At 74.9% G+C, this 21,210-nt stretch carries 23 protein-coding genes; 14 read left to right on the top strand and 9 right to left on the bottom strand.

Annotated elements, in window-relative coordinates; translation table 11 throughout:
* The first annotated feature begins 88 nt into the window (after positions 1-88).
* Complete coding sequence (locus ABEA81_RS17935) at positions 89-976, top strand: aldo/keto reductase (protein WP_345606410.1); 888 nt, start codon at positions 89-91, stop codon at positions 974-976.
* A 469-nt stretch (positions 977-1,445) separates the two neighbouring features.
* Positions 1,446-1,799 carry a hypothetical protein gene (locus tag ABEA81_RS17930; protein WP_345606288.1) on the top strand — a complete coding sequence of 118 codons (354 nt, stop codon included), beginning with the start codon at positions 1,446-1,448 and terminating at the stop codon, positions 1,797-1,799.
* Between the two features lie 34 nt (positions 1,800-1,833).
* Here ABEA81_RS17930 and ABEA81_RS17925 read toward each other — a convergent pair whose 3' ends face one another.
* Both ABEA81_RS17925 and ABEA81_RS17920 read right to left on the bottom strand, forming a co-directional pair.
* Positions 1,834-3,153 (bottom strand): amidohydrolase family protein, encoded by a 1,320-nt coding sequence (locus tag ABEA81_RS17925; protein WP_345606287.1) that lies wholly within the window; start codon positions 3,151-3,153, stop codon positions 1,834-1,836.
* A gap of 38 nt (positions 3,154-3,191) precedes the next feature.
* A complete protein-coding gene (locus ABEA81_RS17920) occupies positions 3,192-3,818 on the bottom strand; it encodes an NYN domain-containing protein (RefSeq protein ID WP_345606286.1) in 627 nt (208 codons plus the stop codon).
* A 30-nt stretch (positions 3,819-3,848) separates the two neighbouring features.
* On the opposite strand from ABEA81_RS17920, the gene ABEA81_RS17915 reads away from it, so the two are divergent.
* Positions 3,849-4,268 carry a DUF4440 domain-containing protein gene (locus tag ABEA81_RS17915; RefSeq protein WP_345606284.1) on the top strand — a complete coding sequence of 140 codons (420 nt, stop codon included), beginning with the start codon at positions 3,849-3,851 and terminating at the stop codon, positions 4,266-4,268.
* Between the two features lie 31 nt (positions 4,269-4,299).
* Positions 4,300-4,683 carry a hydroxyphenylacetyl-CoA thioesterase PaaI gene (gene paaI, locus ABEA81_RS17910; protein WP_345606409.1) on the top strand — a complete coding sequence of 128 codons (384 nt, stop codon included), beginning with the start codon at positions 4,300-4,302 and terminating at the stop codon, positions 4,681-4,683.
* Here the strand turns inward: paaI and trmB are convergent.
* The 3 genes from trmB to ABEA81_RS17895 are packed head-to-tail and all read right to left on the bottom strand — an operon-like array spanning position 4,680 to position 7,300.
* On the bottom strand, positions 4,680-5,393 hold the full coding sequence (gene trmB / locus ABEA81_RS17905) for a tRNA (guanosine(46)-N7)-methyltransferase TrmB (RefSeq protein WP_345606281.1): 714 nt from the start codon (positions 5,391-5,393) through the stop codon (positions 4,680-4,682). The two genes, paaI and trmB, sit on opposite strands and share 4 nt — an antisense overlap.
* Positions 5,386-6,405: a glycosyltransferase family 2 protein gene (locus ABEA81_RS17900; protein ID WP_345606280.1), complete on the bottom strand. Its 1,020-nt coding sequence runs from the start codon at positions 6,403-6,405 to the stop codon at positions 5,386-5,388. Before ABEA81_RS17900 ends, trmB begins: the two co-directional genes overlap by 8 nt.
* A 31-nt stretch (positions 6,406-6,436) precedes the next feature.
* Positions 6,437-7,300, bottom strand: coding sequence for a glycosyltransferase family 2 protein (locus ABEA81_RS17895; RefSeq protein ID WP_345606278.1), 864 nt, complete (start codon positions 7,298-7,300; stop codon positions 6,437-6,439).
* Positions 7,301-7,704: 404 nt separating this feature from the next.
* On the opposite strand from ABEA81_RS17895, the gene ABEA81_RS17890 reads away from it, so the two are divergent.
* The 7 genes from ABEA81_RS17890 to ABEA81_RS17860 all read left to right on the top strand — a co-directional run bounded on the left by ABEA81_RS17890 (position 7,705) and on the right by ABEA81_RS17860 (position 14,358).
* Positions 7,705-9,492 carry a DUF2339 domain-containing protein gene (locus tag ABEA81_RS17890; RefSeq protein ID WP_345606276.1) on the top strand — a complete coding sequence of 596 codons (1,788 nt, stop codon included), beginning with the start codon at positions 7,705-7,707 and terminating at the stop codon, positions 9,490-9,492.
* A gap of 64 nt (positions 9,493-9,556) precedes the next feature.
* Positions 9,557-9,880, top strand: coding sequence for an ArsR/SmtB family transcription factor (locus tag ABEA81_RS17885; protein WP_345606274.1), 324 nt, complete (start codon positions 9,557-9,559; stop codon positions 9,878-9,880).
* Between the two features lie 77 nt (positions 9,881-9,957).
* Positions 9,958-10,740 carry a hypothetical protein gene (locus tag ABEA81_RS17880; RefSeq protein WP_345606272.1) on the top strand — a complete coding sequence of 261 codons (783 nt, stop codon included), beginning with the start codon at positions 9,958-9,960 and terminating at the stop codon, positions 10,738-10,740.
* Positions 10,733-10,954 (top strand): hypothetical protein, encoded by a 222-nt coding sequence (locus ABEA81_RS17875; RefSeq protein WP_345606270.1) that lies wholly within the window; start codon positions 10,733-10,735, stop codon positions 10,952-10,954. The genes ABEA81_RS17880 and ABEA81_RS17875 overlap by 8 nt, the downstream gene beginning before the upstream one ends.
* Before the next feature lie 25 nt (positions 10,955-10,979).
* On the top strand, positions 10,980-12,491 hold the full coding sequence (locus ABEA81_RS17870) for a TldD/PmbA family protein (protein ID WP_345606269.1): 1,512 nt from the start codon (positions 10,980-10,982) through the stop codon (positions 12,489-12,491).
* Positions 12,488-13,864 (top strand): metallopeptidase TldD-related protein, encoded by a 1,377-nt coding sequence (locus ABEA81_RS17865; protein ID WP_345606268.1) that lies wholly within the window; start codon positions 12,488-12,490, stop codon positions 13,862-13,864. The genes ABEA81_RS17870 and ABEA81_RS17865 overlap by 4 nt, the downstream gene beginning before the upstream one ends.
* Positions 13,865-14,076: 212 nt before the next feature.
* Positions 14,077-14,358, top strand: coding sequence for a hypothetical protein (locus ABEA81_RS17860; protein WP_345606267.1), 282 nt, complete (start codon positions 14,077-14,079; stop codon positions 14,356-14,358).
* 71 nt (positions 14,359-14,429) lie between these two features.
* On the opposite strand, the gene ABEA81_RS17855 is transcribed toward ABEA81_RS17860, so the two are convergent.
* Complete coding sequence (locus tag ABEA81_RS17855) at positions 14,430-15,155, bottom strand: class I SAM-dependent methyltransferase (RefSeq protein ID WP_345606408.1); 726 nt, start codon at positions 15,153-15,155, stop codon at positions 14,430-14,432.
* Between the two features lie 134 nt (positions 15,156-15,289).
* On the opposite strand from ABEA81_RS17855, the gene ABEA81_RS17850 reads away from it, so the two are divergent.
* Positions 15,290-16,174 carry an aminoglycoside phosphotransferase family protein gene (locus tag ABEA81_RS17850; RefSeq protein WP_345606266.1) on the top strand — a complete coding sequence of 295 codons (885 nt, stop codon included), beginning with the start codon at positions 15,290-15,292 and terminating at the stop codon, positions 16,172-16,174.
* An 18-nt stretch (positions 16,175-16,192) separates the two neighbouring features.
* On the opposite strand, the gene ABEA81_RS17845 is transcribed toward ABEA81_RS17850, so the two are convergent.
* On the bottom strand, positions 16,193-16,735 hold the full coding sequence (locus ABEA81_RS17845) for a TetR/AcrR family transcriptional regulator (RefSeq protein ID WP_345606265.1): 543 nt from the start codon (positions 16,733-16,735) through the stop codon (positions 16,193-16,195).
* Between the two features lie 98 nt (positions 16,736-16,833).
* Here ABEA81_RS17845 and ABEA81_RS17840 point away from each other — a divergent pair, with 98 nt between their 5' ends.
* Positions 16,834-18,420, top strand: coding sequence for an MFS transporter (locus ABEA81_RS17840; RefSeq protein ID WP_345606264.1), 1,587 nt, complete (start codon positions 16,834-16,836; stop codon positions 18,418-18,420).
* Here ABEA81_RS17840 and ABEA81_RS17835 read toward each other — a convergent pair.
* A complete protein-coding gene (locus ABEA81_RS17835; RefSeq protein ID WP_345606263.1) occupies positions 18,332-18,748 on the bottom strand; it encodes a winged helix-turn-helix transcriptional regulator in 417 nt (138 codons plus the stop codon). The genes ABEA81_RS17840 and ABEA81_RS17835 overlap by 89 nt on opposite strands.
* Before the next feature lie 73 nt (positions 18,749-18,821).
* Here ABEA81_RS17835 and ABEA81_RS17830 point away from each other — a divergent pair, with 73 nt between their 5' ends.
* Entirely contained in the window at positions 18,822-19,754 is a 933-nt protein-coding gene (locus ABEA81_RS17830; protein ID WP_345606262.1) for an NADP-dependent oxidoreductase, read from the top strand.
* Here the strand turns inward: ABEA81_RS17830 and ABEA81_RS17825 are convergent.
* Positions 19,744-21,207 carry an LLM class flavin-dependent oxidoreductase gene (locus ABEA81_RS17825; protein ID WP_345606261.1) on the bottom strand — a complete coding sequence of 488 codons (1,464 nt, stop codon included), beginning with the start codon at positions 21,205-21,207 and terminating at the stop codon, positions 19,744-19,746. The genes ABEA81_RS17830 and ABEA81_RS17825 overlap by 11 nt on opposite strands.
* Between the last annotated feature and the right edge of the window lie 3 nt (positions 21,208-21,210).

Raw genomic sequence — 21,210 nt, 5'->3', positions numbered from 1 at the left:
TCCGGCACGTTGCACGGCAGGGTGAACCCGCATGACGCAGGGCGAGGCGCCTGTCACGTTCTGCGGCGGGTCGGTCCGGGCCGGTGCAATGGTGTGGGGGGTGAGCACACTCCCCGACACCCGCCCCGCCGCCGCATCCGGCCGCTTCTCCCTGGGCGGCGAGCAGGGCCGCCCGGTCCACCGTCTCGGCTTCGGCACGATGCGGCTCACCGGCCCCGGCATCTGGGGCCCGCCCGCCGACCGCGCCGCCGCCGTGGCCGTTCTCCGGAGTGCGGTCGACCTCGGCGTCGACCTGTTCGACACCGCCGACTCCTACGGTCCGGACGTGGCCGAGGAGCTCCTCCGCGAGGCGCTGCACCCGTACGACGGCCTGACGATCGCGACGAAGGCGGGTTTGCTGCGCACCGGTCCCGACGAATGGCACGCCTACGGCAGACCGGAGTACCTGCGCCAGCAGTGCGACGAGAGCCTGCGCAAGCTCGGCGTCGAGCGGATCGACCTGTTCCAGCTGCACCGCATCGACCCGCAGGTGCCCGCCGACGAGCAGTTCGGCGCGCTCGCTGAGCTGCAGGCGGAGGGAAAGGTCGCGGCCGTCGGCCTCTCCGAGGTCGGGGTGGACCAGATCGAGGCGGCTCGCCTCGTGGTCGAGGTCGCCACCGTGCAGAACCGCTACAACATCGCCGACCGCAGCAGCGACGACGTGCTGCGCTTCTGCACCGAGCAGGGCATCGGCTTCATCCCGTGGGCGCCGATCGCGGCCGGCGGGCTCGCAGCGCGGGGCGGCGCGCTGGACGGCGCGGCGCGGCGGCTGGGGGCCACCCCGGCACAGGTCGCGCTGGCGTGGCTGCTGCAGCGCTCGTCGGTGATGCTGCCGATCCCGGGCACCACCGACGTGACGCACCTGGAGGAGAACGTCCGGGCCGCCTCCCTCCCGCTGGACCTCGACACCGTCGAGGAGCTCGACACCGCCGCCTGATCCGCGCGACACGTTGTGTGTTGCCGGATCGGGACCGAGCCGTGATACGGATACGCGTGGTAGAAGTACACCCGTGTGATTGACCGCCGGACGAGCATCCGTTGCTCCTGACGGGTACCGCTGGTCGCGAAGCGCGACCGGCAGCCCGCCCAGCGCCCCACCGATCAGCCCAAAGTGGCGGGGAGCGGCGCCCGCCGCCGGTGGTCAGCGCACCGAGTGGCCCGGCGCATTGCGCGGCGCGGGGCCGCGAGCCGACCCGATCGGGCACATCGGATACGCAGCAGAGCCGGTTCGCCACGGTCCGCCACCCGAACGAGGGGAATCGGCGGCAGTGCCCGTAACAGTCGTGCCTGGACCGTTTCCACGCCCGTGTGACCCCGTTGTGGGTGGTAGATGCGCCGAACGGCCTGGCCGGGTGAGGGCCGGAAGGCACCACCGCGAGGCGCATGGATGATCATGGAGGTGACACGTGTCCGAGCTTCTGACGGACGTGGACTGGTGGGCCGCCACCCGCTACCCGAACATCGACGACGACTGGGGCCCCGCCGCCGGGCGGCACGCCTACAACGAGGACGCCGCGCTGACGCCGATCTTCCACGCGCTGACCCGCGGCGGCTGGCGAAGCAGGCAGCACGAACCCGCCGCGGCTGCGCGGACGGCCGACCCCCGCCCCGCCGACCCGGTCGACCGGTTCCGCCGCGACCCGCTCACGGCCCCGATCCCCGTCCAAGGTCTCGCGTCACCGCCGGCCCGCGTGCAGCGCGGTGAGCAGCCGGAATCCGGTCGCCACCACCGCACTCGGGAGGCCGGCCGAAGCTGGTGACCCCTGGGTGCGGGAGCCCGCATCCGGCGCACGGTCAGCCCCGGATGCGGGCCGCCACGGCGCGGAGGGCGGTCGTCGCGGCCCGCTGGTCCACCCGGGTAGGACTCCGATCGGCGAGCACCTGCTCCCCGGCCACCCACACGTCCCGCACCAGGCGGGACCCGCCTGCCCAGACGAGGTTCGACAGCAGCTGGGCGTCGTCCTCGGGAGCGACGAAGGCCGCGTCGTCCAGGTCCACGTGCACCAGGTCGGCCCACCGCCCCGCCTCGAGCGCGCCCAGGTCGTCGCGTCCGATCGCGGTGGCGCCCTCGCGGGTGGACATCAGCAGCAGCTCGCCCGCGGTGAGCGCGGCGGCATCCCCGCTGCCGACGCGGGCGAGCAGGCCGGCGAGGCGGGCCTCGGCCCACAGGTCGAGGTCGTCCCCCGACGCCGGGCCGTCGGTGCCGAGGCCGACGCGCACGCCGGCCCGGCGCAGCGCCGTCAGCCGGGCGATGCCGGCGGCCAGCTTGGCGTTGGAGCCGGGGCAGTGGGCCACCGCGGCGCCGCGGGACGCGAGCAGCGCGATGTCGTCATCGGAGAGATGCACGCCGTGCGCGGCGAGTACCCGGCCGCCGAGCGCGCCGACGTCGTCGAGCAGGGCGGGCACCGACCCGTGTTCCGCCCGCTGGGCCCGGTCCTCCTCCATGGTCTCGGCCACGTGGATGTGCATCAGGGCATTCCGGGCCCGGGCGTGCTCGGCCACCGACGCGAGCGCATTCGACGGGAGCGTGTACGCCGCGTGCGGGCCGTAGCCGAGCTCGATCCGCTCCCCCGGCCCCGAACGCACACCGGTGGCGTCGATCCGGGCGGACACGTCGTCGCGCATCTGCTCCCAGGTGCCGAGGCGGTCCCAGCCGGGGGCGGCGATGATCCCCGGCGTCAGCACCACCCGGGACCCCACGGCCGACACGGCGTCGATCACGGCGTCGGTGAAGAAGTACATCTCCACGCTCGTCGTGCAGCCGGTGCGCAGCAGCTCGATGCAGCCCGAGGCCATCGCCACCCGCACGTCGGCCGCCTCGAGCCGGCCCTCCGCGGGCCACATCACCTCCTGCAGCCAGCGCATGAGCGGCAGGTCGCCCCCCATCCCGCGCAGCGCGATCATCGGCGTGTGCGCGTGGGTGTTCACCAGCCCGGGGAGCAACGCGCCCGGCAGCTCCCGGACCGGTGTGGTGGGCGCCGGCGCGGTCGCCCGCGGCCCGACGTGCGCGATCCGGCCGTCCCCGTCGATGTCCACGACCGCGTCGCGCAGCACCGAGCAGCCCGGGTCGCACGGGAGCACGACGGGCGCGACGAGCCGGATGGCTCCATCCATCCGCCCTGCCCGCTCCGCGGGCTTCCGTCCCTCCCCGGTCATCGGCGTGGCTCCAGCAGCGAGCGCAGCGATCGGAACGGCGGCAGCCACGCACCCGTGTCGGGCAGGGAGTCGAGGGTGATGCGCGGGAGCGGCTCGCGGAAGACGCCGTCGATGTCCTCGAGGTCCACGAACTCGATCACCTCGGAGTTGAGGGCGAAGCTCGCGTGCTCGCGGAACCCGATGACCGTGACGGCCGTGCCCGCGGCCTCGAGATGCTCGAGCGGCTCGCGGAACGCGCGGCCGTCGCCGGAGGCGACCACGAGGTGCCGCAGGGTGCCCTCGGTGGCGCGGAGGTCGATGTGGGCGAGCATGTCGTCGTCGACATCCGAGTCCTCGGTGAGCTTCGGCTTGGCGAAGACGGCGAAGCCGACGTTGCGCAATGCCTCGACCCACGGCCGGACGACCTCGGTGCTGCCCGGTGCGACGTTGGTGAAGACGGTGGCCTCTGCGACCGAGTCCGGCCCGGCCAGCTCGAGCAACCACCGACCGACGGCGTCGAACCGCGGCCGGAACGCCGCCGTGGGGCGCGCCCCGAGCAGCGAGCCGAGGCTCATGTCCATGTTCGGTGCGTCCCACACGAGGAGCACGCGCGGGGTCGGGGGCACCGTCCCGGTCGGGATCATCTCCCGACCCTATCCGGATAGCATCCGCAGGTGACGGACGAGCTGCACGAGCGCTGTGCCGCCCAGATCGAGGGCCTGCACCGGGTGATCGAGGAGTGGCTCGCGGGCCGCTCCCCGCGCACGGCCGAGGCGTTCGCCGCCTTCGCCGACGCGCACTCCCCCGACTTCACGATGGTTACGCCGGACGGCGCACTGCTCCGCAGGGACGAGCTCCTGCCCGGGTTCGAGGGTGCGCACGGCGCCGCGCCCGGGCTGCGGATCCGCATCGCCGACGTCGCGGTCGTCCACTCCGATGTGGGTGGCGTCCTCGCCACGTACGAGGAGTGGCAGGACGGCCCGGCGGGCCGCACGGGCCGGCGCAGCACCGTGCTGCTGGAGCGGCACACCGGCGCACGGCACGGCCTGCGATCGCGGCACCTGCACGCGACCTGGATCGACCGTGAGCGATGAGCTCGAGGTCGCCCGGCGGGCCGCGGCGGCGATGGAACGGGCCGACACCGCGGGCCGCGGGGTGGGTGTGCGTCTGCTCGACGTCGGTCCGGGCCGGGCGCGCGTGGCGCTCACCGTCGAGGAGCGGCACGTCAACGGGCACGGCATCTGCCACGGCGGGTACCTGTTCTTCCTCGCCGACGCCGCGTTCGCCTACGCGTGCAACAGCCACGGGACGTCGGCCGTCGCGGCGGGCGCCGACATCACGTTCCTGCGTCCGGTCGCACTCGGCGCCGAGCTCGTCGCGGAGGCCGTGGAGCGGGCCCGCGCCGGCAGGTCTGGGCTCTACGACGTCACGATCCGCGACGGCGACCGAGCGGTGGCCGAGTTCCGGGGCCGCAGCCGCCAGGTTCCCGGCCTCCCGTCGCCCGCCTAAGGAGTGCGGCGGGCGCGGTACACCAGGTCGTGCACCGTCCGTCCCTCGACGCGGGCCCGCTGCTCGAACTTCGTGACCGGGCGCCACTCGGGGCGCGGGGTCCAGCCCCCGGGCCGGTCGGCGGCCGTGTTCTCGAGCGCGGGCTCGGCGTCGCAGACCGTGCGCATCTGCTGCGCGTAGTCGTCCCAGTCGGTGGCGAGGTGGAGCAGGCCGCCGGGCTCCAGCCGCGCCGCCGCGAGCGCGACGAAGCCCGGCTGGACGAGCCGGCGCTTGCGGTGGCGCCGCTTGGGCCACGGGTCCGGGAAGAAGATCCGGATCCCGGCCAGGGAACCGGGTGGCACCCGCTGGTCCAGAAGTGCGACGGCGTCCCCGCGCAGCAGGGTGACGTTGGTGAGCCCGGCCTCGGTGATCCGCATCAGCAGCTGGGCGAGCCCGGGCTCGTAGACCTCGACGGCGATGTGGTCGACGTCCGGTGCGGCCGCGGCGAGCGCGGCCGTGGACTCCCCCATCCCCGACCCGATCTCCAGGACCAGCGGTGCCCGCCGCCCGAACCACGCCTGCGGGTCGTAGGGCTCGGCGCCGGTCAGGATGTCGCCGACGTCGTGGCCGCGCTCGGGCCACCAGCGGTCCCATGCGTGCTGCTGGCCCTCGGTGAGCCGGCTGCGGTGGTGGACGAAGCTGGGGATCGGCGGGTGCGGCGCCTCAGTCACCACTGTTCGGGCGGGCGGTCGGGGCCTGCGCGGCGGGCAGCCGCACGCCGGATGTGGCACCGGGGAGCTTGCCGCGCACGTAGCCGGCCGTGGTGCAGGCCAGCGCGGTGACGACGGCCGCGGCCGACGACACGCGGCCCTCCTTGAGCTCGCGCAGCACGGCGGTGGGCAGCACTCTCGCCACGTAGCTGCGCTCGGTGGCCAGCGCGTCGTCGCTTCCCACGAGCTTGGACACGGCCGCCTTCGACAGGCCCTCCGCCCAGCTGCGCCGGCGCAGGTAGTCCCACTGGACGCGGTCGGGGCTCACCCGGTGGTCGACGGCGGCGGCGGGCTCGAACACGATCCGGATCTTCTCGCCCGCCCGGTGGTAGGCCTGCCGGGCGCGGATGCAGAGCTCGGTCTCCTCGCAGCCCAAGGGGTTCTTCCCAATGCGCCCGATGTCCTCGGCGAAGCCGCCGACGCGCTCGAACACTTCGCGTCGGAACGACATGTTGCACCCCATGAGGTTGCGCACCTCGGCCTGGCGCACCGGCTGGCCGGTGTAGGTGCAGCCGACGATCCAGTCGAGCTCGCCGGTGGCGTTGGGGTCGTACGGCGCCGCCCCGGGCAGCACGCGCGGCCGGTTGACCGGCCAGCGCGGGTGCGCCACCCCGCCCACGGCCTTGACGGTGGGATCGCCGTAGGGCTCGAGCAGCGCGGCGAGCCAGCCGGGGCGGGCGGCGGCGTCGTCGTCGAGGAACACCACGACGTCGCCCACCGCCTCCGCGATGGCCGTGTTGCGCGCGCCGGACAGCCCCTGCTTGTGCGCGTTCGGCAGCACCCGCACCCCACGGGGGCCGAACTCCGCCTCCGCGCGCGCGAGCAGCGCCGGGTTGTGGTCGACGACCACGAGGGTCTCCGCCGCGGCCACGTCCTGCGCGGCGACCGAGCCGACGGCGGCGACGATGTCGTCCCACCGCTTCTCGGTGTACACGCAGACCACGACGCTGGCCGTGACGGCCGGACTGTTCACGGGCGGTCTCCTCCTACCGATCGACCGCGCGTCAGCGACGGCGGTCGAACTTGCGGCGGTCGGCCCGCCGGTGCTCGGCCAGCAGCGTACGCAGCACCCGAGCGCCGTCGGCGAAGGTGCGCAGGTTGGTGTCCCCGAACACCCGCTGGCGCTCGATGGACGGCACCTCGGTGATCTTCAGCCCGGCCGCGGCCACCCGGCAGTTCAGCACGGTCTCGATCTCGAAGCCGTCGCCCCAGAGCATCCCCTCCGGCGGCGCGGGTGCGTCGATCGGCGGGAGCTCGAGCAGCGGGAGCAGGTCGGCCCAGAAGGCGTTGTAGCCGTAGCAGAGATCCGTGTAGCTCGTGCCGAACAGAGCGTTCGCGACGCCGTTGAGACCCGCGTTGCCGGACTTGCGCAGCAGTGTGATGTCGTCGCTGCCGCCACCGGGGGTGAACCGGCTGCCCTTCGCGAAGTCCGCACCGGCCACCAGCGCCGACACGAACGCCGGGATCTCACCCGGGTCGGCCGAACCGTCGGCGTCGAACATGACGATGACGTCACCCGTGGCCGCCGCGAACCCGCAGGCCATGGCGTTGCCCTTGCCCCTGCGCGTCTGCTCGATCACCTTGACCCACGGCAGCACCCGCCTCGCCGTCTCCACGGTGCCGTCCGTGGAGTTGCCGTCGACCACGATGATCTCGTGAACGCTGGGGCGCACCGCGGCGATCGCCGGAAGCACGATCTCCAGGTTGCGCGCCTCGTTCCGGGTGGGGACCACCACCGAGACAGCCGGGAACGGCGTGCGGTTGCGCCGCGCGTGCGGCCGCGGCATGCGTGTCGGGCGTTGCGCGTGCAGCTCGGACGGGGCCGGGCCGCCGAACGCGGCCGCACGGGCGGATGAAACGGCGCTCACACATCCTCCAGACGGGTCCGCTCCAACGGGACAACGAAGCCCACCCGCACGGGTTGCGGGTGACGGGCGGCGGGTCGCCCGGACGGGCGGCCGCTCCCTTGGGTCGTCGGTGTGCGCTGGACCGTGGTCACGTTCTTGTTGACGCGTGGAAGCGCTGAGTGGTTGCCCCCTTCTTCGAATCGCCGGGTCGGGTGGGCCGCGCCGGCCCCCGCGCGGCGCGGCCCGGCACCCTGCGCGACCCCGTCACTCCGGTGGGTGGCGCAAGGATCTCGGAGCTCCTCCCACTGTGCCCGGCGGGCCCGTACCGTGACTGAGCGCTCTCAGCGCGCCGTGATCTTCTCGTGATGCGATCCAGGTAGCGCTACGGGCCTCGCCGCGGCGTTTCTCGCGGATGCTCATCGGGCATGGGCACCGATCGCACGGCCACCGGTGCCGCCGACCCGTACGCGGGGCTGGCGGCGGAACTGAGCCTGCTGGGCAGGCGGCTGGACTGGCTGGGCGCCGAGCTGATGCGGCTGCGGGCCGCGGACGGTTCGGGTGCTCCGGGGGCGGAGGGGTTCCCCGGAGCACCGGTGAGCCCTGCTCCGCCCGTCCCGCTGGGGACGGGCGAGCCGGCGCCCGCGGGCCGAGTGGCACTGCGCAGAGTGACGCAAGGGGGCGGTCCGCGGGCGCCGCGCTCGCAGCTCTCCGGCGCGCGCGTGCTCGCATGGACGGGTGGCGGCGTGACGCTGCTCGGCGTCGTCCTGCTCCTCGCGCTCGCGGCGTCGCGCGGGTGGTTCAGCCCGCTGGGGCGGGTGACGGGCGGTGCGGTGCTCGGCGTCGCGCTGATCGGCCTCGCGCTGCGCCTGCACCGCAGGGTGGACGCCCGGGTCGGTGCGCTCGCGGTGGCCGGCACCGGGTTCGCGACGCTCTACCTCGCGGTGGCGGCCGCCACCGCGCTCTACGGGTTCCTCGCGCCGGCACCCGCGCTGCTGGTGGCGCTGGTGGTCGCGGCGGGCGGGATCGGGCTCGCCGACCGGTGGCGCACGCAGTTGCTCGGCGCCGGCGTGGTGGTCGGTGCCGCGGCGCTGGCTCCGCTCCTCGCGTGGGGCTGGCTGCTGGGCGCGCTCGTGCTGGCGTTGCAGCTCGCGGCGTTGCCGGTGGTGCTGCGCCGGGGCTGGGCCACGCTCGCGCTGCTGGCGGCGGCGGGTCCGGCGCTGTACGGCGCCGCCGTCGGCGGGCTCGCGGACGCGGCCGGCCGTGCACCCGCCGTCGCGGTCGCGATCGGCGCCCTCGCCGCAGGGCTCGCGACCGCGCTGCCGGCGGCCCGGGTGCTGGCGGCCCGCCCGGTCGGCGCCCTCGTCGCCGTGGCGCCCGTTCCGGTGCTCGTGACGTCGGCCGCGTGGGGTGGGTGGAACGGCGCCGCGGTCGCGGCGGTTGCGGTGGTGGGCCTCGCCGGCTTCGCGGCGGTGCCGGGTACGCCCCGGGGGATCCGGGTGGTGGCCGTCGCCGCGGCCGCGCTCGCGCTGTTCCAGGCCACGCTCGTGGCGCTGGACGGCTCGACGGCCACGGTCGTGCTGCTCGGCCAGGCGATCGTCGCCACCGTGCTCGCGGCGCAGCTGCGCGCCCGGCTGCCGCTCGTGATCGGCGCGGCGTACGGCGGGATCGGCGTGTTGATCGCGCTCGGCCGCGACGCCCCGCTCGACGGCCTGGTCCACCACTCCTCGTCCGCCTACGTGGGCCACGGCACCCTCGTCGTCGGCGCCGCGGTCTCGGCCCTCGTGCTGGTGTTCGCGGTGGCGTTGCTGGTGGCCGGCGCCCGGGTCGGGCTGGTGCGTCCGGATGCGGGGGCCGCTGGGCTGTGGGCGCCCGCCGGTGTCGTGGGCCTCTACGGCGCCTCGTCGCTGGTGGTCACGCTCGCCCTGCTCGCCTCGGACGACCGCACCGGGTTCACCGCGGGGCACGCGCTCGTCACCGTGTCCTGGACGGCGGTGGCTTTGGTCCTGCTGGCCAGGGGGGTCCGCAGGCCCGCGTTGCGGATCGCCGGGATGGTGCTGGTCGCGGCCGCGGTGGCGAAGCTCGTGCTGTTCGACCTCGTGGCGCTGGACGGGTTGGCGCGGGTGGCGGCCTTCCTCGGTGCCGGCCTCGTCCTGCTGGCGGCGGGAACCCGGTACGCGCGCCTCGTGGCCGAAGCCGACCGAACGAAGGATTGAAGTCTTGTCAGATCGTTGAACGATCACTAGCCTCTGCGGCAGCGCTTCCGAGGCAGGGGTGTAGGTGGATACCGAGACCGAGCCGAGTACCACAGGGCAGGCGAGCCGGGTCTTCTTCGCGCTCAGCGACGTGACACGACGGCGGCTCCTCGACCGGCTGCTCGACAAGGACGGCCAGCGTCAGGCGCAGCTCACGGCTGACCTGAACGTCTCCCGGCAGGCCGCGGTCAAGCACCTGGAGATCCTGGAGCAGGCCCACCTCGTCACGGTCGACCGCGCCGGCCGCGCGGTGGTGTACCGGCTCAACCGGTTCCCGCTGCGCACGATCAAGTCGGCGTGGATCGACCGGTTCACCGAGCACCGGGTGCGCGTCGACTGCGGCCCCTGAACCGCGACCGTTCACAGCTGCACACGGTGTGGCGCGAACCGGCCCCGGTGGCCTGTCGGCCTGGCAGCCTGCCTGCCATGCCGGACCGCTACGCCGACGCCGTGCTGGCCCGCCGCCGTGAGCTGCGCGCACTGCGGGAACGGCTCGCCGGTGGCCACCGGGGTGAGCTGCGCACCTGCCTGGCCCTGAGCCGTCTCGCGGCCACGGGTGCCGCGGCCGCCGCGCTGGCCGGGCTGCGCCGCGAGGCCGCCGAGCACGTCCGGCGCGGTGATCGCACCGACCGCGAACGGCTGCCCGAGCGCGTCGCGGCCGCGGTGGCCGGGATCGCCGCGGCCGCCGCGGCGGGCTGGGCGGCCGAGCTGGGCCCGCCGCTGCGTCGCATCGCCACCGAGCGGGGGCTGGCCATGGAGCCCGGCTGGCCGCGCCTGCCGGCGCCGCGCGCGCCCGGTCCGCCGCCGCCCCCGGATCCCCCTCCGGGCTCCCCGCTCCTCGCCGGGGTGATCGAGGGCGCGGCGCTCGGGCGGCTCGCGCTGCTCCCGCTCGCGGCACTCCCGCTCGCCGGGTTGCCCGCGCTCGGCGGGCCGGCGCTCGCGCCGCTCGCCGTGGGGGTGGGCCTCGCCGCGCTCGTCGTCGCAGCACGGGTCCGGTGGCTAGCGGCCGAACGCCAGCGGCTGCAGCGCAGGGTCGAGCAGATCGTCGGTGCGGCGGCCGCCGCCATCGAGGCCGACCTCGACCGCAGGCTCGTCGAGCTCGAGCTCGCCGCCTCCGCGGCGCTGGACGCGGCCGTGCTGCGCAGGCGGGCCGCCGTCGACCGGGAGCTGGCGTTGCTGGCCGCCGACCAGGTCGGTAGCCGTGGATGATCCCCGTCGGGTGCCCGACGATGCGTTCGACACCGACGGCGACGGCACCCCGGACACCGCCGTCACCGTGGACGGGATCGACCTCGTGGTCGCGATCGACCTCGACGGCGACCGCTTCGCCGACCAGGTGCTGCGGATCGGGCCGGACGCCACCGTCCGGGAGCAGGCCGTGGACGCCTGGTTCCCGGACCACGACGATCCGGGAGATCAGTAGGCCGGGAGATCAGTAGGTTTGTGCGGTGCCCGCCGATCGCATCGACCCCGAGTTCCGCGCGCTCCCCCTCTCCGCGCTGGCCGATGCCGCGCTGAGCCGCGCGCGCGAGCTCGGCGCCCAGCACGCCGACCTGCGCGTCGAGCGGATCCGGTCGCAGGGGATCGACCTGCGGGACGGCTCCGTCACCGGGGTCAGCGACACCACCACGATCGGCCTCGCGGTGCGGGTGATCGTCGACGGGGTGTGGGGCTTCGCCTCCCACGTCGAGCTCACGCCGGAACGGGCCGCGGCCACCGCGGAGCGGGCGGTCGACGTGGCGCGCGTCCTCGCCCCGGTGGCCGTCGAGCGCGTCGTGCGGGCCGACGAGCCCGTGCACGCCGGCGCGGAGTGGGTCTCGGCCTACGACGTCGACCCGTTCACCGTGCCGGTGCGCGACAAGGTCGCGCTGCTCGCGGAGTGGTCGGGCCGGCTGCTCGCCGCGGAGGGCGTCGACCACGTGCACGCGGACGTCCTGCAGGTCCGGGAGAACAAGTTCTACGCCGACACGGCGGGCACCAGCACCGTCCAGCAGCGCGTGCGGATCGGGCCGTCGATCGTCGCCACGGCGGTCGACCGCGCGGCGGGCGGCTTCGAGACCATGGCCTCGCTCGCCCCGCCCGCCGGTCGTGGCTGGGAGTACCTCACCGGGCGGGGCTGGGACTTCGACGACGAGCTGGCGCGGATCCCCGAGCTGCTCGCCGAGAAGGTCAAGGCGCCGTCGGTGCAGGCGGGTGCCTACGACCTCGTGATCGACCCGACGAACCTGTGGCTCACCATCCACGAGTCGGTCGGCCACGCCACGGAGTACGACCGCGCCATCGGGTACGAGGCCGCGTACGCCGGCACCAGCTTCGCCACGCCCGACCAGCTCGGCAGGCTGCGCTACGGCTCGGAGCTCATGCACGTCACCGGTGACCGGACGGTTCCGCACGGCCTCGCCACCGTCGGCTACGACGACGACGGCGTGGCCACCGGCCAGTGGGACCTCGTCCGCGACGGCGTTCTGGTCGGCTACCAGCTCGACCGCACGTTCGCGCCACGGCTGGGGCTCGAGCGCAGCAACGGGTGCGCGTTCGCCGACTCGCCCCACCACGTGCCGATCCAGCGGATGGCGAACGTGTCCCTGCAGCCCGACCCGCGGCGGGACACCGGCCTCGATGAGCTGATCGCCGGGGTCGACCGGGGAATCTACGTCGTGGGCGACAAGTCGTGGTCGATCGACATGCAGCGCTACAACTTCCAGTTCACCGGCCAGCGCTTCTACCGCATCGAGGGCGGGAAGCTCGCCGGGCAGCTGCGCGACGTGGCCTACCAGGCCACCACCACGGACTTCTGGGGTTCGATGGACGCCATCGGCGGGCCGTCGACATGGCGGCTGCACGGGGCGATGAACTGCGGCAAGGCGCAGCCGGGACAGGTCGCGGCGGTGAGCCACGGGTGCCCGGCCGCCCGGTTCCGCGGCGTCAACGTGCTGAACACGCAGGAGGAGGGCCGGTGAGAGCCCAGGAGGTCGTCGAGCGCACCATCGCCGCGGCGCGGCACCTGCACGGGTGCGCCGTGCTCGTGCGCGAGTCCAGCGAGGCGGCGTTGCGGTGGGCCAACTCGACGATGACGACGAACGGGCTCACCACGTCGCGCCGCACCACGGTGATCGCGTTCGTCGCCCTCGAGGGCGGTGTCGCGGCGGGCGTCGTGAGCTCGAGCGTCGCGGTCACCGACGAGTCCCAGCTGCAGGACCTGGTGCGGGCCGCCGAGGCGTCGGCGCGGGACGCGGGCCCGGCGAAGGACGCCGCGCCGCTGCTCGACCCCTCCGCCGACGACCCGGCGTGGGACGAGCCGGCCGCCGAGACGTCGATCGGCGTGTTCGGCGCGTTCGCCGAGGGCCTCGCCGACGTCCTGGCGGGGCCGCACCGGCAGTACGGCTTCGCCACGCACGAGCTCTCCACGGTGTGGCTCGGCACCTCCACCGGCATCCGAAGGCGCTGGGTGGACCCCACCGGCTCGGTCGAGCTGAACGCCAAGACCGCCGACCTCACCGGCTCGGCGTGGACCGGGGTGTCCACCGCCGACTTCACCGACGTGGATGTGCGCGCGCTCGCCGCCGAGGCGGACCGCCGGCTGGCCTGGAGCAACCGGCGCGTCACGCTGCCTGCCGGCCGGTACGAGACCCTGTTGCCGCCGTCGGCCGTCGCGGACCTGATGGTGTACCTCGCCTGGTCGATGGAGGGGCGCCCCGCGCAGGAGGGACGCAGCGCGCTCGCCGGTCCGGACGGGCCGCGGGTCGGGGAGCGGCTCACCGCCCTGCCGCTCACGCTCGCGAGCGACCCCGCCGCACCGGGGCTGGAGTACGAGCCGTTCCTCACCGTGGGCCACTCCGGCGAGGGCATCTCGGTCTTCGACAACGGCGCGCCCACGCGGCGCGCGGAGTGGGTGAGCGAGGGCGTCATCGGCGAGCTGGTCTACTCGCGCGCCGAAGCGGTGGAGTTCGGCACGCGGTTCACGCCTGCCGGCGAGAACCTGCTCCTCACCGGGGGCTCGGACGACTCCATCGCCGACCTCGTCGCCCGCACCGAACGCGGCCTGCTGCTCACCTGCCTCTGGTACATCCGCGAGGTGGACCCCACCACCCTGCTGCTCACCGGTCTCACCCGGGACGGGGTCTACCTGGTGGAGGGAGGCGAGGTGGTGGGCGAGGTCGACCACAACTTCCGCTTCAACTACTCGCCCCTCGACGTGCTGCGCCGCGCCACGGAGGTCGGCGCCACGGAACGCACGATCCCCCGGGAGTGGAAGGACTGGTTCACGCGCACGGCCATGCCGCCCGCCCGCGTCCCGGAATTCAACATGTCGTCGGTCTCGCTCGGCCGGTAGTCGGCGAACGGCAACTGCCCCGAACGGCCCAGTGGAGGTGTCCTGCGTCACGGCGGGAACAGCCGTTCGGCCCCGCTCGGCGCACCGGTCGGCGCGTCGCTGGCCCAACCGGCACCCGGACCGCCCGCCGTGCCGTTGACTAACCCGACAGAGCGCCGACGTCGTCGCCGGGTCGCAGGACCGGGAAGGGGCGAGGAGTGTCGTTCGAGGTAGTGAGCGCATACACCCTGCTCGTCGGGGACGCGGACGAGCCCGCAACCGTCAGCGTGCACAGCACGGCCGACGACGCGTGGCGGGCGCTGGACCGCGAGGTGCGCAGGCGCTGCGGCATGCGCCCGCGCCCGCGCCGCCGCACCGACGCCGACGCCACCACCCGCCTGGCCAACGCGTGGCGGGCCGGTGATCCGGACACCCGCTACTGGAACGTCACCGTCCACCGGCTGCCCATCCCGCTGCCGGTGATCGCCCGCGAGGCGGTGGTCTCGGGCCGCTGACCTGCACGAACGGCACTGTGGTCCGATAGGTTCGGACGAACGTGCCGTTCGTCCGGTGGCCGGTGGGCGGGTCAGGCGCGGGCGAGGCCGAGGAGGTGTGGGCTCGCCGCGACCAGCGCCGGGTCTCCGTCGAGCAGGCGCGCGACCCGCAGGGCTGCGGGCAGCAGGTCCGCCGTCGCGTCGTGTTCGAGCGCGATGACCACGAGAGCCAGCGGGCCCTCGACGCCGCATACGCGAACCTCGTGCAGTCCGGCCTCGCGCATCTCGTCCGCCAGCTCGTCGACCTGGTGGAAGTAGGCCGTGGTGAACCCGAGCCGCGGGTCGTGCCGGCCGCTCGCGGTGATCTCGCGCAGCACCGCTTCGTTCTCGTCGTCGATCTTGCCGCGGGCGCCCCAGTCGAGGAGCGGGGCATGCCGGCTGATCGCGGCGGCAGCGACGACCCCACCCGGCGCGGTGACCCGGGCCGCCTCCCGGAGGGCACGAACGCGGTCGACCCGCTCGACGAGGTGGTAGAGCGGCCCGAGGAGCAGGGTGGCATCCGCGTGCCCGTCGGGTTCGGTGAGCTGCGTGGCGTCGCCGACGGCCGCTGTCACGCCCGGGAGCGCGCCGGCCAGTGCGACGTGCTCGGGGACGAGGTCGACCACGTGCACCGCGTAGCCGTCCTCGGCGAGCCAGCGCGCGTGGGCGCCGGTGGCACCGCCGACGTCGAGCACCCGCGCGGGCGGGTTCGGCAGGTGCCGGCGCAGCAGCTCCTGCGTGCGCTCGAACTCCAGCCGGCCGTGCGCGGTGGCGTGCAGCCGGTCGTCCTCGGGCGAAGTGGTCGGCGTAGTAGGCGCGCAGGTCGGAGATCGGCGGCCGGAGCATGCGGGGATCGTGGCCGCGCCGGCCGTCGCCGGGCAATCCGTTTGGCACCGCCCGGAGGATGGATCCCGTGCAGTCCCTCCCGCTCCCCACGGCACTGGCCCGGTCCGTTGCCGAGGAGGGCTCGCCGGAGCGAACGGAGTGGGTCTCCCGGCTCCCGGAGATCGTGGGTGGGTTGGTGGAGCGGTGGGCGCTCGACGTCGGGGCGCCGTTCCAGCCCGGGGGTCAGGTCTCGTGGGTGGCGCCCGCCCGGGACGCCGCGGGGCGCGACGTCGTGCTGAAGGTCGGCTGGACCCACGAGGAGGGCCGGGACGAGGCCGCCGGGCTGCGGGTGTGGGCCGGGCGGGGTGCGGTGCGGGTGTTCGAGACGCACGTCGACGGACCGACCACGGCCCTCCTGCTGGAGCGCTGCGAGCCCGGCACCACCTGCAAGAACGCGCTCGCCGAGCCGGAGCAGGACGGGGTCGTGGCCGGCCTGCTGCGGCGGCTGTGGCGCGAGCCGCCGCCCGGGCACCCGTTCCGCACGCTCGCCGGCATGTGCGACTGGTGGGCCGACGAGTTCGAGGCGGACCTCGCTGCGGAGCCGGACGCGCTCGACCCCGGGCTCGCCCGCGCGGGCGTGGAGCTCTTCCGCGGGCTGCCCCGCGAGGACGTCCCGCACCGGCTGCTGGTCACCGACCTGCACGCGGAGAACGTGCTCGCGGCGCAGCGGGAGCCGTGGCTGATCATCGATCCCAAGCCGTACGTCGGCGACCCGGCCTACGACGTCCTGCAGCACGTCCTCAACTGCCGCGACCGCCTGCTCGCCGACCCCCGCGCGCTCGCCGGGCGGATGGCCGACCTGGCAGGCCTGGACGGCGAACGCGTGCAGCTGTGGCTCTTCGCCCGCGTGGTGCAGGAGAGCATGAACATGCCGTGGCTCCGCGAGGTGGTGCCGCGACTGGCGCCGCGGTAGCTCGGCCCCCGTCCAGGCCTACGCCTCGCGTGGCGCGTACTGGTGCATGCGGTCCAGGAGGTCGTCGACGCTCAGGCCCGGGGGCAGCGGGGTGCCGGTGAGCGTGCGCAGGTACAGGCCGTCGCCCACGAGCTGGGCGAGCCAGGCGAGCACCGGGTCGTGCAGCTCGTCCAGCAGCGCGGCGAACCCGTCGGCGTCGACCCGCGCGAGCGCGTCCCGGACGGCTTTGCCGGCCGCGGTGCTGTCGGCCAGGCGGAGGACCGCGAGGTAGGTGCGGGTGAGACCGCCGGGGGAGGCGCCACCCGGGGCGGAGGTGCGGACGTAGTAGGCCACGGCGCCGTCGGGTGCGGTGCGGATCGCATCGGCGTCGACGGCACTGCGCTCGCGCAGGCGGTCGAGGAGCCCCGCGGCGAGCGCCTCCTTCGACCCGAAGTGGTAGAGCAACCCGCCCTTCGAGACCCCGGCGGCCGCGACGACGGCGTCCAGGGTGACGGCCGCACCGCCGTGCTCGATCAGCAACGTCTCGTAGGCGTCCAGCACACGGTCGCGGGCGCTCGGCACCTCGCGAGTCTAGGCCGTCGGCGGCCACGGGAATGACCAGGCGTTCTAAACCGTCCAGACGGTACAGTCGAGACACCGCTACCCCCCGAGGAACTCCGTTGACCGTCGTCGCCCCCCGCTCTGCGCGCGCCGGCCGCCGCGAATGGTGCGCGCTGGCCGTGCTGCTCCTGCCCACGTTGCTGGTCACGATCGACAACACCGTGCTCGGCTTCGCCCTGCCGGCGATCAGCGCGGCGCTCTCGCCGTCGGCGGCGCAGCTGCTGTGGCTGGTGGACGTCTACCCGCTCGTGCTCGCCGGCCTGCTGGTGACGATGGGCACGCTCGGTGACCGGGTCGGCAGGCGCCGCACGCTCGTGGTCGGCGTGGCGGGCTTCGGCGCGGTCTCCCTCGTGGTGGCCTTCGCCACGGACGCCGCGCACCTCGTGGCCGCCCGCGCCCTGCTCGGGTTCTTCGGCGCCATGCTGATGCCCACCACCCTCGCCCTCCTGCGCACGCTCTTCCGGGACCGCGCCCAGCGCCGGTTCGCCGTGGCGGTCTGGGCCACCGGGTTCGCCGCGGGCTCGGCGCTCGGCCCGATCGTCGGCGGCCTGCTCCTGGAGCACTTCTGGTGGGGTTCGGTGTTCCTGGTGAACGTGCCGGTGATGATGGTGCTGCTGGTTCTCGCCCCCGCGCTGCTCCCGGAGTCGCGTAGGCCCCGCCCGGGCCGGTTCGACCCGCTCGGCGTGCTGCTCTCGCTGCTCGCGATGGCGCCCGCCGTGCTGGCGGTGAAGAGCGTCGCGCACGACGGAGTCACCCCGGCGGCCGCGCTCGCCCTCCTCGTCGCGGTCGCGGCCGGCGTGCTCTTCGTGCGCCGGGCCGAGGCCCGCCGGGCCGCGGGGGAGGAGCCGCTGCTCGACGTCACGCTGTTCACCTCGCCGGTGCTGCGGCTCTCGGCGCTGGCGAACGCCACCACGATGTTCGCCCTCACCGGCCTGCTGTTCTTCTCCGCGCAGTTCCTCGTGCTCGTGCTCGGCCTGACGCCGATGGACGCGGGTTTCGTGCTGCTGCCCGGGTTCGTCGTGACGATGCTGGCGGGCCTGGCGGCCGCGCGGCTGGGCAGGCGGTTCCCGCTGCGTGCGCTGGTGCCCGCCGGGCTGCTGCTGGCGGCGTCCGGGTACCTGCTGTGCACGCTCCTGGACGCCGGTCCCGCCATCGCGCTGCTGGTGGCGGCGAATGTGCTGGTCGGCGCCGGCATCGGGCTCTCGGAGACGATCACGAACGACGCCATCCTCGCCGCGGCACCCACCGACCGCGCCGGCGCGGCATCGGCCGTGTCCGAGACGGCGTACGAGATCGGTGCCGTCCTCGGCACGGCGGTACTCGGCAGCGTGCTGTCCGCGGTGTACCGCGGCGCCGTCCAGGTGCCGAGCAGCGTCGGGCCGGCCTACGCGACGACGGCCCGGGAGACGCTGGGCGGAGCGGTGGGCGTGGCGCAGCGGCTCACCGGGACGCCGGCGGCCGAGCTGCTGTCCTCGGCCACGGCCGCGTTCAGCGGTGCGGTCGGGGTGGCCGCGCTGACCGGCACCGCCGTGCTCGTTCTCGTCGCTCTGACGGTGTTCACCGGGCTGACGCGGAGGCGCTGGCGTCGTCGTGGCCGGCGCGGGCCGCGGCCACCTCGTCCATGTGGTGCTCGGCCCATTCCTTGATGTGGGCCAGCAGCGGCATGAGCGTGCCGCCGAGCGGGGTGAGGGTGTAGTCGACCCGCACCGGTACCGACGGCGTGACGGTCCGGCTGACCAGCCCGTCCCGCTCGAGCGAGCGCAGGGTCTGGGTGAGCATCTTCTGGCTCACCCCGGCGATGCGCCTGCTCAGGTCCGAGTACCGCTGCGGCCCGTCGGCGAGCGCCGACAGGACGAGCGTGACCCACTTGTCGCTGATCCGGTCCAGCAGCTGCCGGGTCGGGCAGGACGCGATGTAGGCGTCGTACCGCCGCGCCGCCTCCGCGCGGCGCTCGCTCGCGGTGCGGGTGGCCATCTCTCCTCCGCGTGTGCTACGCACTTCCAGGTGCCTTCTTCCCGATGAAGAGTAACTGTCCGATCCTCGAGCCATGCGTGCACTGGTGGCCCGGCGGCTCGACGGGCCGGATGCGATCGAGCTGATGGAGACCCCCGTTCCCGAGCCGGGGCCGGGACAGGTCCGGATCGCGGTGGCTGCGGCCACGGTGAATCCGGTCGACGTGGCGACGGCGGGCGGCGCGTTGCAGCGGCTCGGCCTCACCGCGGCCCGCGAGCAGTACGGCCTGGGCTGGGACGTGGCCGGCACGGTCGCCGCCGTCGGCCCCGGCGTGGACCTGCCCGTCGGCAGCCCGGTGATCGGCCTGTCCGACCTGATCGGAAGGCCGCTGAAGACGCACGCGGAGCAGGTCGTGCTCGACTCGACGGCGGTGGCGCCCGCCCCGCGCGACGTCGATCCGGTCGCGGCGTCGACGATCCCGCTGAACGCTCTGACCGCCGACCAGGCGCTCGACGCGCTGGCGCTCCCCGCCGGGGCAACGCTGCTCGTCACGGGTGCGGCCGGCGCCGTCGGCGGGTACGCCGTGCAGCTCGCCCGCCACCGCGGGCTGGACGTCGTGGCGGCCGCGGCCGCGGCGGACGAGGGGATCGTGCGTGAGCTGGGGGCGCAGCACGTCGTGCCCCGGGGCGCGGACCTGCCCACCGCGGTGCGCGAGCTGGTGCCCGGCGGGGTGGACGGTGTCGTCGACGCCGCGCTCGTCGGGGTCGGCGCACAGGAGGCCGTGCGCAACGGCGGCGCGTTCGCCCACCTCGTGGCCACCCCGGGACCCGCGCCGTTGCGGGCAATCCGGGTGCACACGGTCCTCATCAGCGCCGACGGTGATCGGCTGCGGCGGATCGTCGGCCTGGTCGAGGCCGGGGTCGTCGGGACGAGGGTGGCCGGCGTGCACGCCATCGAGGAGGCGGTGACGGCGTACCGGAAGGTGGCGGCGGGCCGGTTGCGCGGGCGTCTCGTGCTCACCCCTTGAACGCCGCGATGACCTCGGCCATGCGGGCCACCGGGGCCGCGTCGCGCAGGTCGGGCAGGCGGACCGCGACCTCGGCCACGCCGATCGCCGCGAGCTCGCGGAACCGCCCGACCTGGTCGGCCACGGTGCCGGCGCGCACCTGCTGGGCGAACCGGCCCGCGTCGACGGCCCGTGGCCGGTGTGCCTCCACGAGGGCGGCCACCTCGGCGGGATCCCGGCCGACCAGCGCGGTGGTGAGGTGCGACAGCGCGACGTCGCGGCCGGTGCGGGCGCACTGCTCGCGCAGCACCGCGGCCTTGCGCGCGACGGACGGCAGGTCGCCGAGCACGTTGGCGACGTCGGCGTACCGGGCGGCGAGGGGCAGCGTGCGCCGTTCGCCCCCACCGCCGAGCACGATCGGCACGTGCTCCTGCAGCGGCCGCGGGTAACCGGACGTGTCGGGCAGGTCGAGCACCTTCCCGCGGAACGGCTTCGCGCCCGGGCCCCACAGCACCGGGAGCGCCGCGAGCGCGTCCTCCAGCAGGGCGTACCGCTCCTCGCGCGGCGGGAAGCCGAACCCGTACGCCCGGTGCTCGGCCTCGAACCAGCCGAGCCCGAGCCCGCAGACGGCGCGGCCACCGCTGAGCACGTCGAGGGTGGCGACGATCTTGGCGAGATGTCCGACGTTGCGGTGCGTCACGGCCGTGACGAGGGTGCCGAGCCGGACCCGTTCGGTGCAGGCGGCGAGCCAGGCGAGCGTGGTGAAGCTCTCGGGGAAGTCCTCCCAGGGCCGGCCGAGCTGCGGGATCTGCCGGAAGTGGTCCATCACGTAGATCGCGTCGAACCCGGCGGCCTCGGCGGCCACCGCGATCTCGCGCAGCCGGTGCCGCAGCCCGCCGGCACCACCGCGGAACTCGCCGAGGTGCAGCGCGAACCGGAGACCGGCGCGGCTCTCCCGCGGACGCTCCCCGATGGTCGCCGACTCCAGGAAGACCGGGGGCACCACCCGCACCGGCTCGGGTGCGAGCACCTGGTCGAACCCCTCGCCGGGCAGCGCGTCGCGCACCCCGGGCCACGCCTTGAGCTGTGCGGTCAGCACAGCGGCAGGCACGGGGTGGGGACGGGCGCGGTTGCGGGCCCGGCAGACGCCGGCCGGCGTGTCGAACGCGACCGCGACGCACACCAGCCCGTGTTCCCGGCCCATGCGCAGCCAGGTCGCCCGGCGTCGGGCGTCGAGCCCGGTGGTGTCGACGACCGTGGTCAACCCGCGTGCCGTACGCCGTGCGACGACCTCGTCGAGGAGGGCGAACGCGTCGGCGCTCGCCGCGATGTCGTCCTCCCCCGCGCCGACCAGCGCGCGCAGCCGGTCGCCCGAGACGATCGCATCCGGCGGGAAGTGCTGCGCCGCCCACGTCGACTTGCCGGACGCGACCGGGCCCGCCAGCACGACGAGGCAGGGCGAGGGCAGCCGCATGCG

The organism is Pseudonocardia adelaidensis (genome assembly GCF_039543345.1).
Classification (GTDB): Bacteria; Actinomycetota; Actinomycetes; order Mycobacteriales; family Pseudonocardiaceae; genus Pseudonocardia; species Pseudonocardia adelaidensis.
This window is presented reverse-complemented; position numbering and strand designations above follow the sequence as displayed.

Bases quoted from the DNA above. Each gene is read 5' to 3' on its own strand.
- ABEA81_RS17880 (WP_345606272.1), top strand. From the start codon at position 9,958: ATGCCGGACCGCTACGCCGACGCCGTGCTGGCCCGCCGCCGTGAGCTG.
- ABEA81_RS17825 (WP_345606261.1), bottom strand. From the start codon at position 21,207: ATGCGGCTGCCCTCGCCCTGCCTCGTCGTGCTGGCGGGCCCGGTCGCG.
- ABEA81_RS17935 (WP_345606410.1), top strand. From the start codon at position 89: ATGGTGTGGGGGGTGAGCACACTCCCCGACACCCGCCCCGCCGCCGCA.
- paaI (WP_345606409.1), top strand. From the start codon at position 4,300: ATGGAACGGGCCGACACCGCGGGCCGCGGGGTGGGTGTGCGTCTGCTC.
- ABEA81_RS17835 (WP_345606263.1), bottom strand. From the start codon at position 18,748: ATGGCCACCCGCACCGCGAGCGAGCGCCGCGCGGAGGCGGCGCGGCGG.
- ABEA81_RS17925 (WP_345606287.1), bottom strand. From the start codon at position 3,153: ATGGATGGAGCCATCCGGCTCGTCGCGCCCGTCGTGCTCCCGTGCGAC.
- ABEA81_RS17890 (WP_345606276.1), top strand. From the start codon at position 7,705: ATGGGCACCGATCGCACGGCCACCGGTGCCGCCGACCCGTACGCGGGG.
- ABEA81_RS17920 (WP_345606286.1), bottom strand. From the start codon at position 3,818: ATGATCCCGACCGGGACGGTGCCCCCGACCCCGCGCGTGCTCCTCGTG.
- ABEA81_RS17830 (WP_345606262.1), top strand. From the start codon at position 18,822: ATGCGTGCACTGGTGGCCCGGCGGCTCGACGGGCCGGATGCGATCGAG.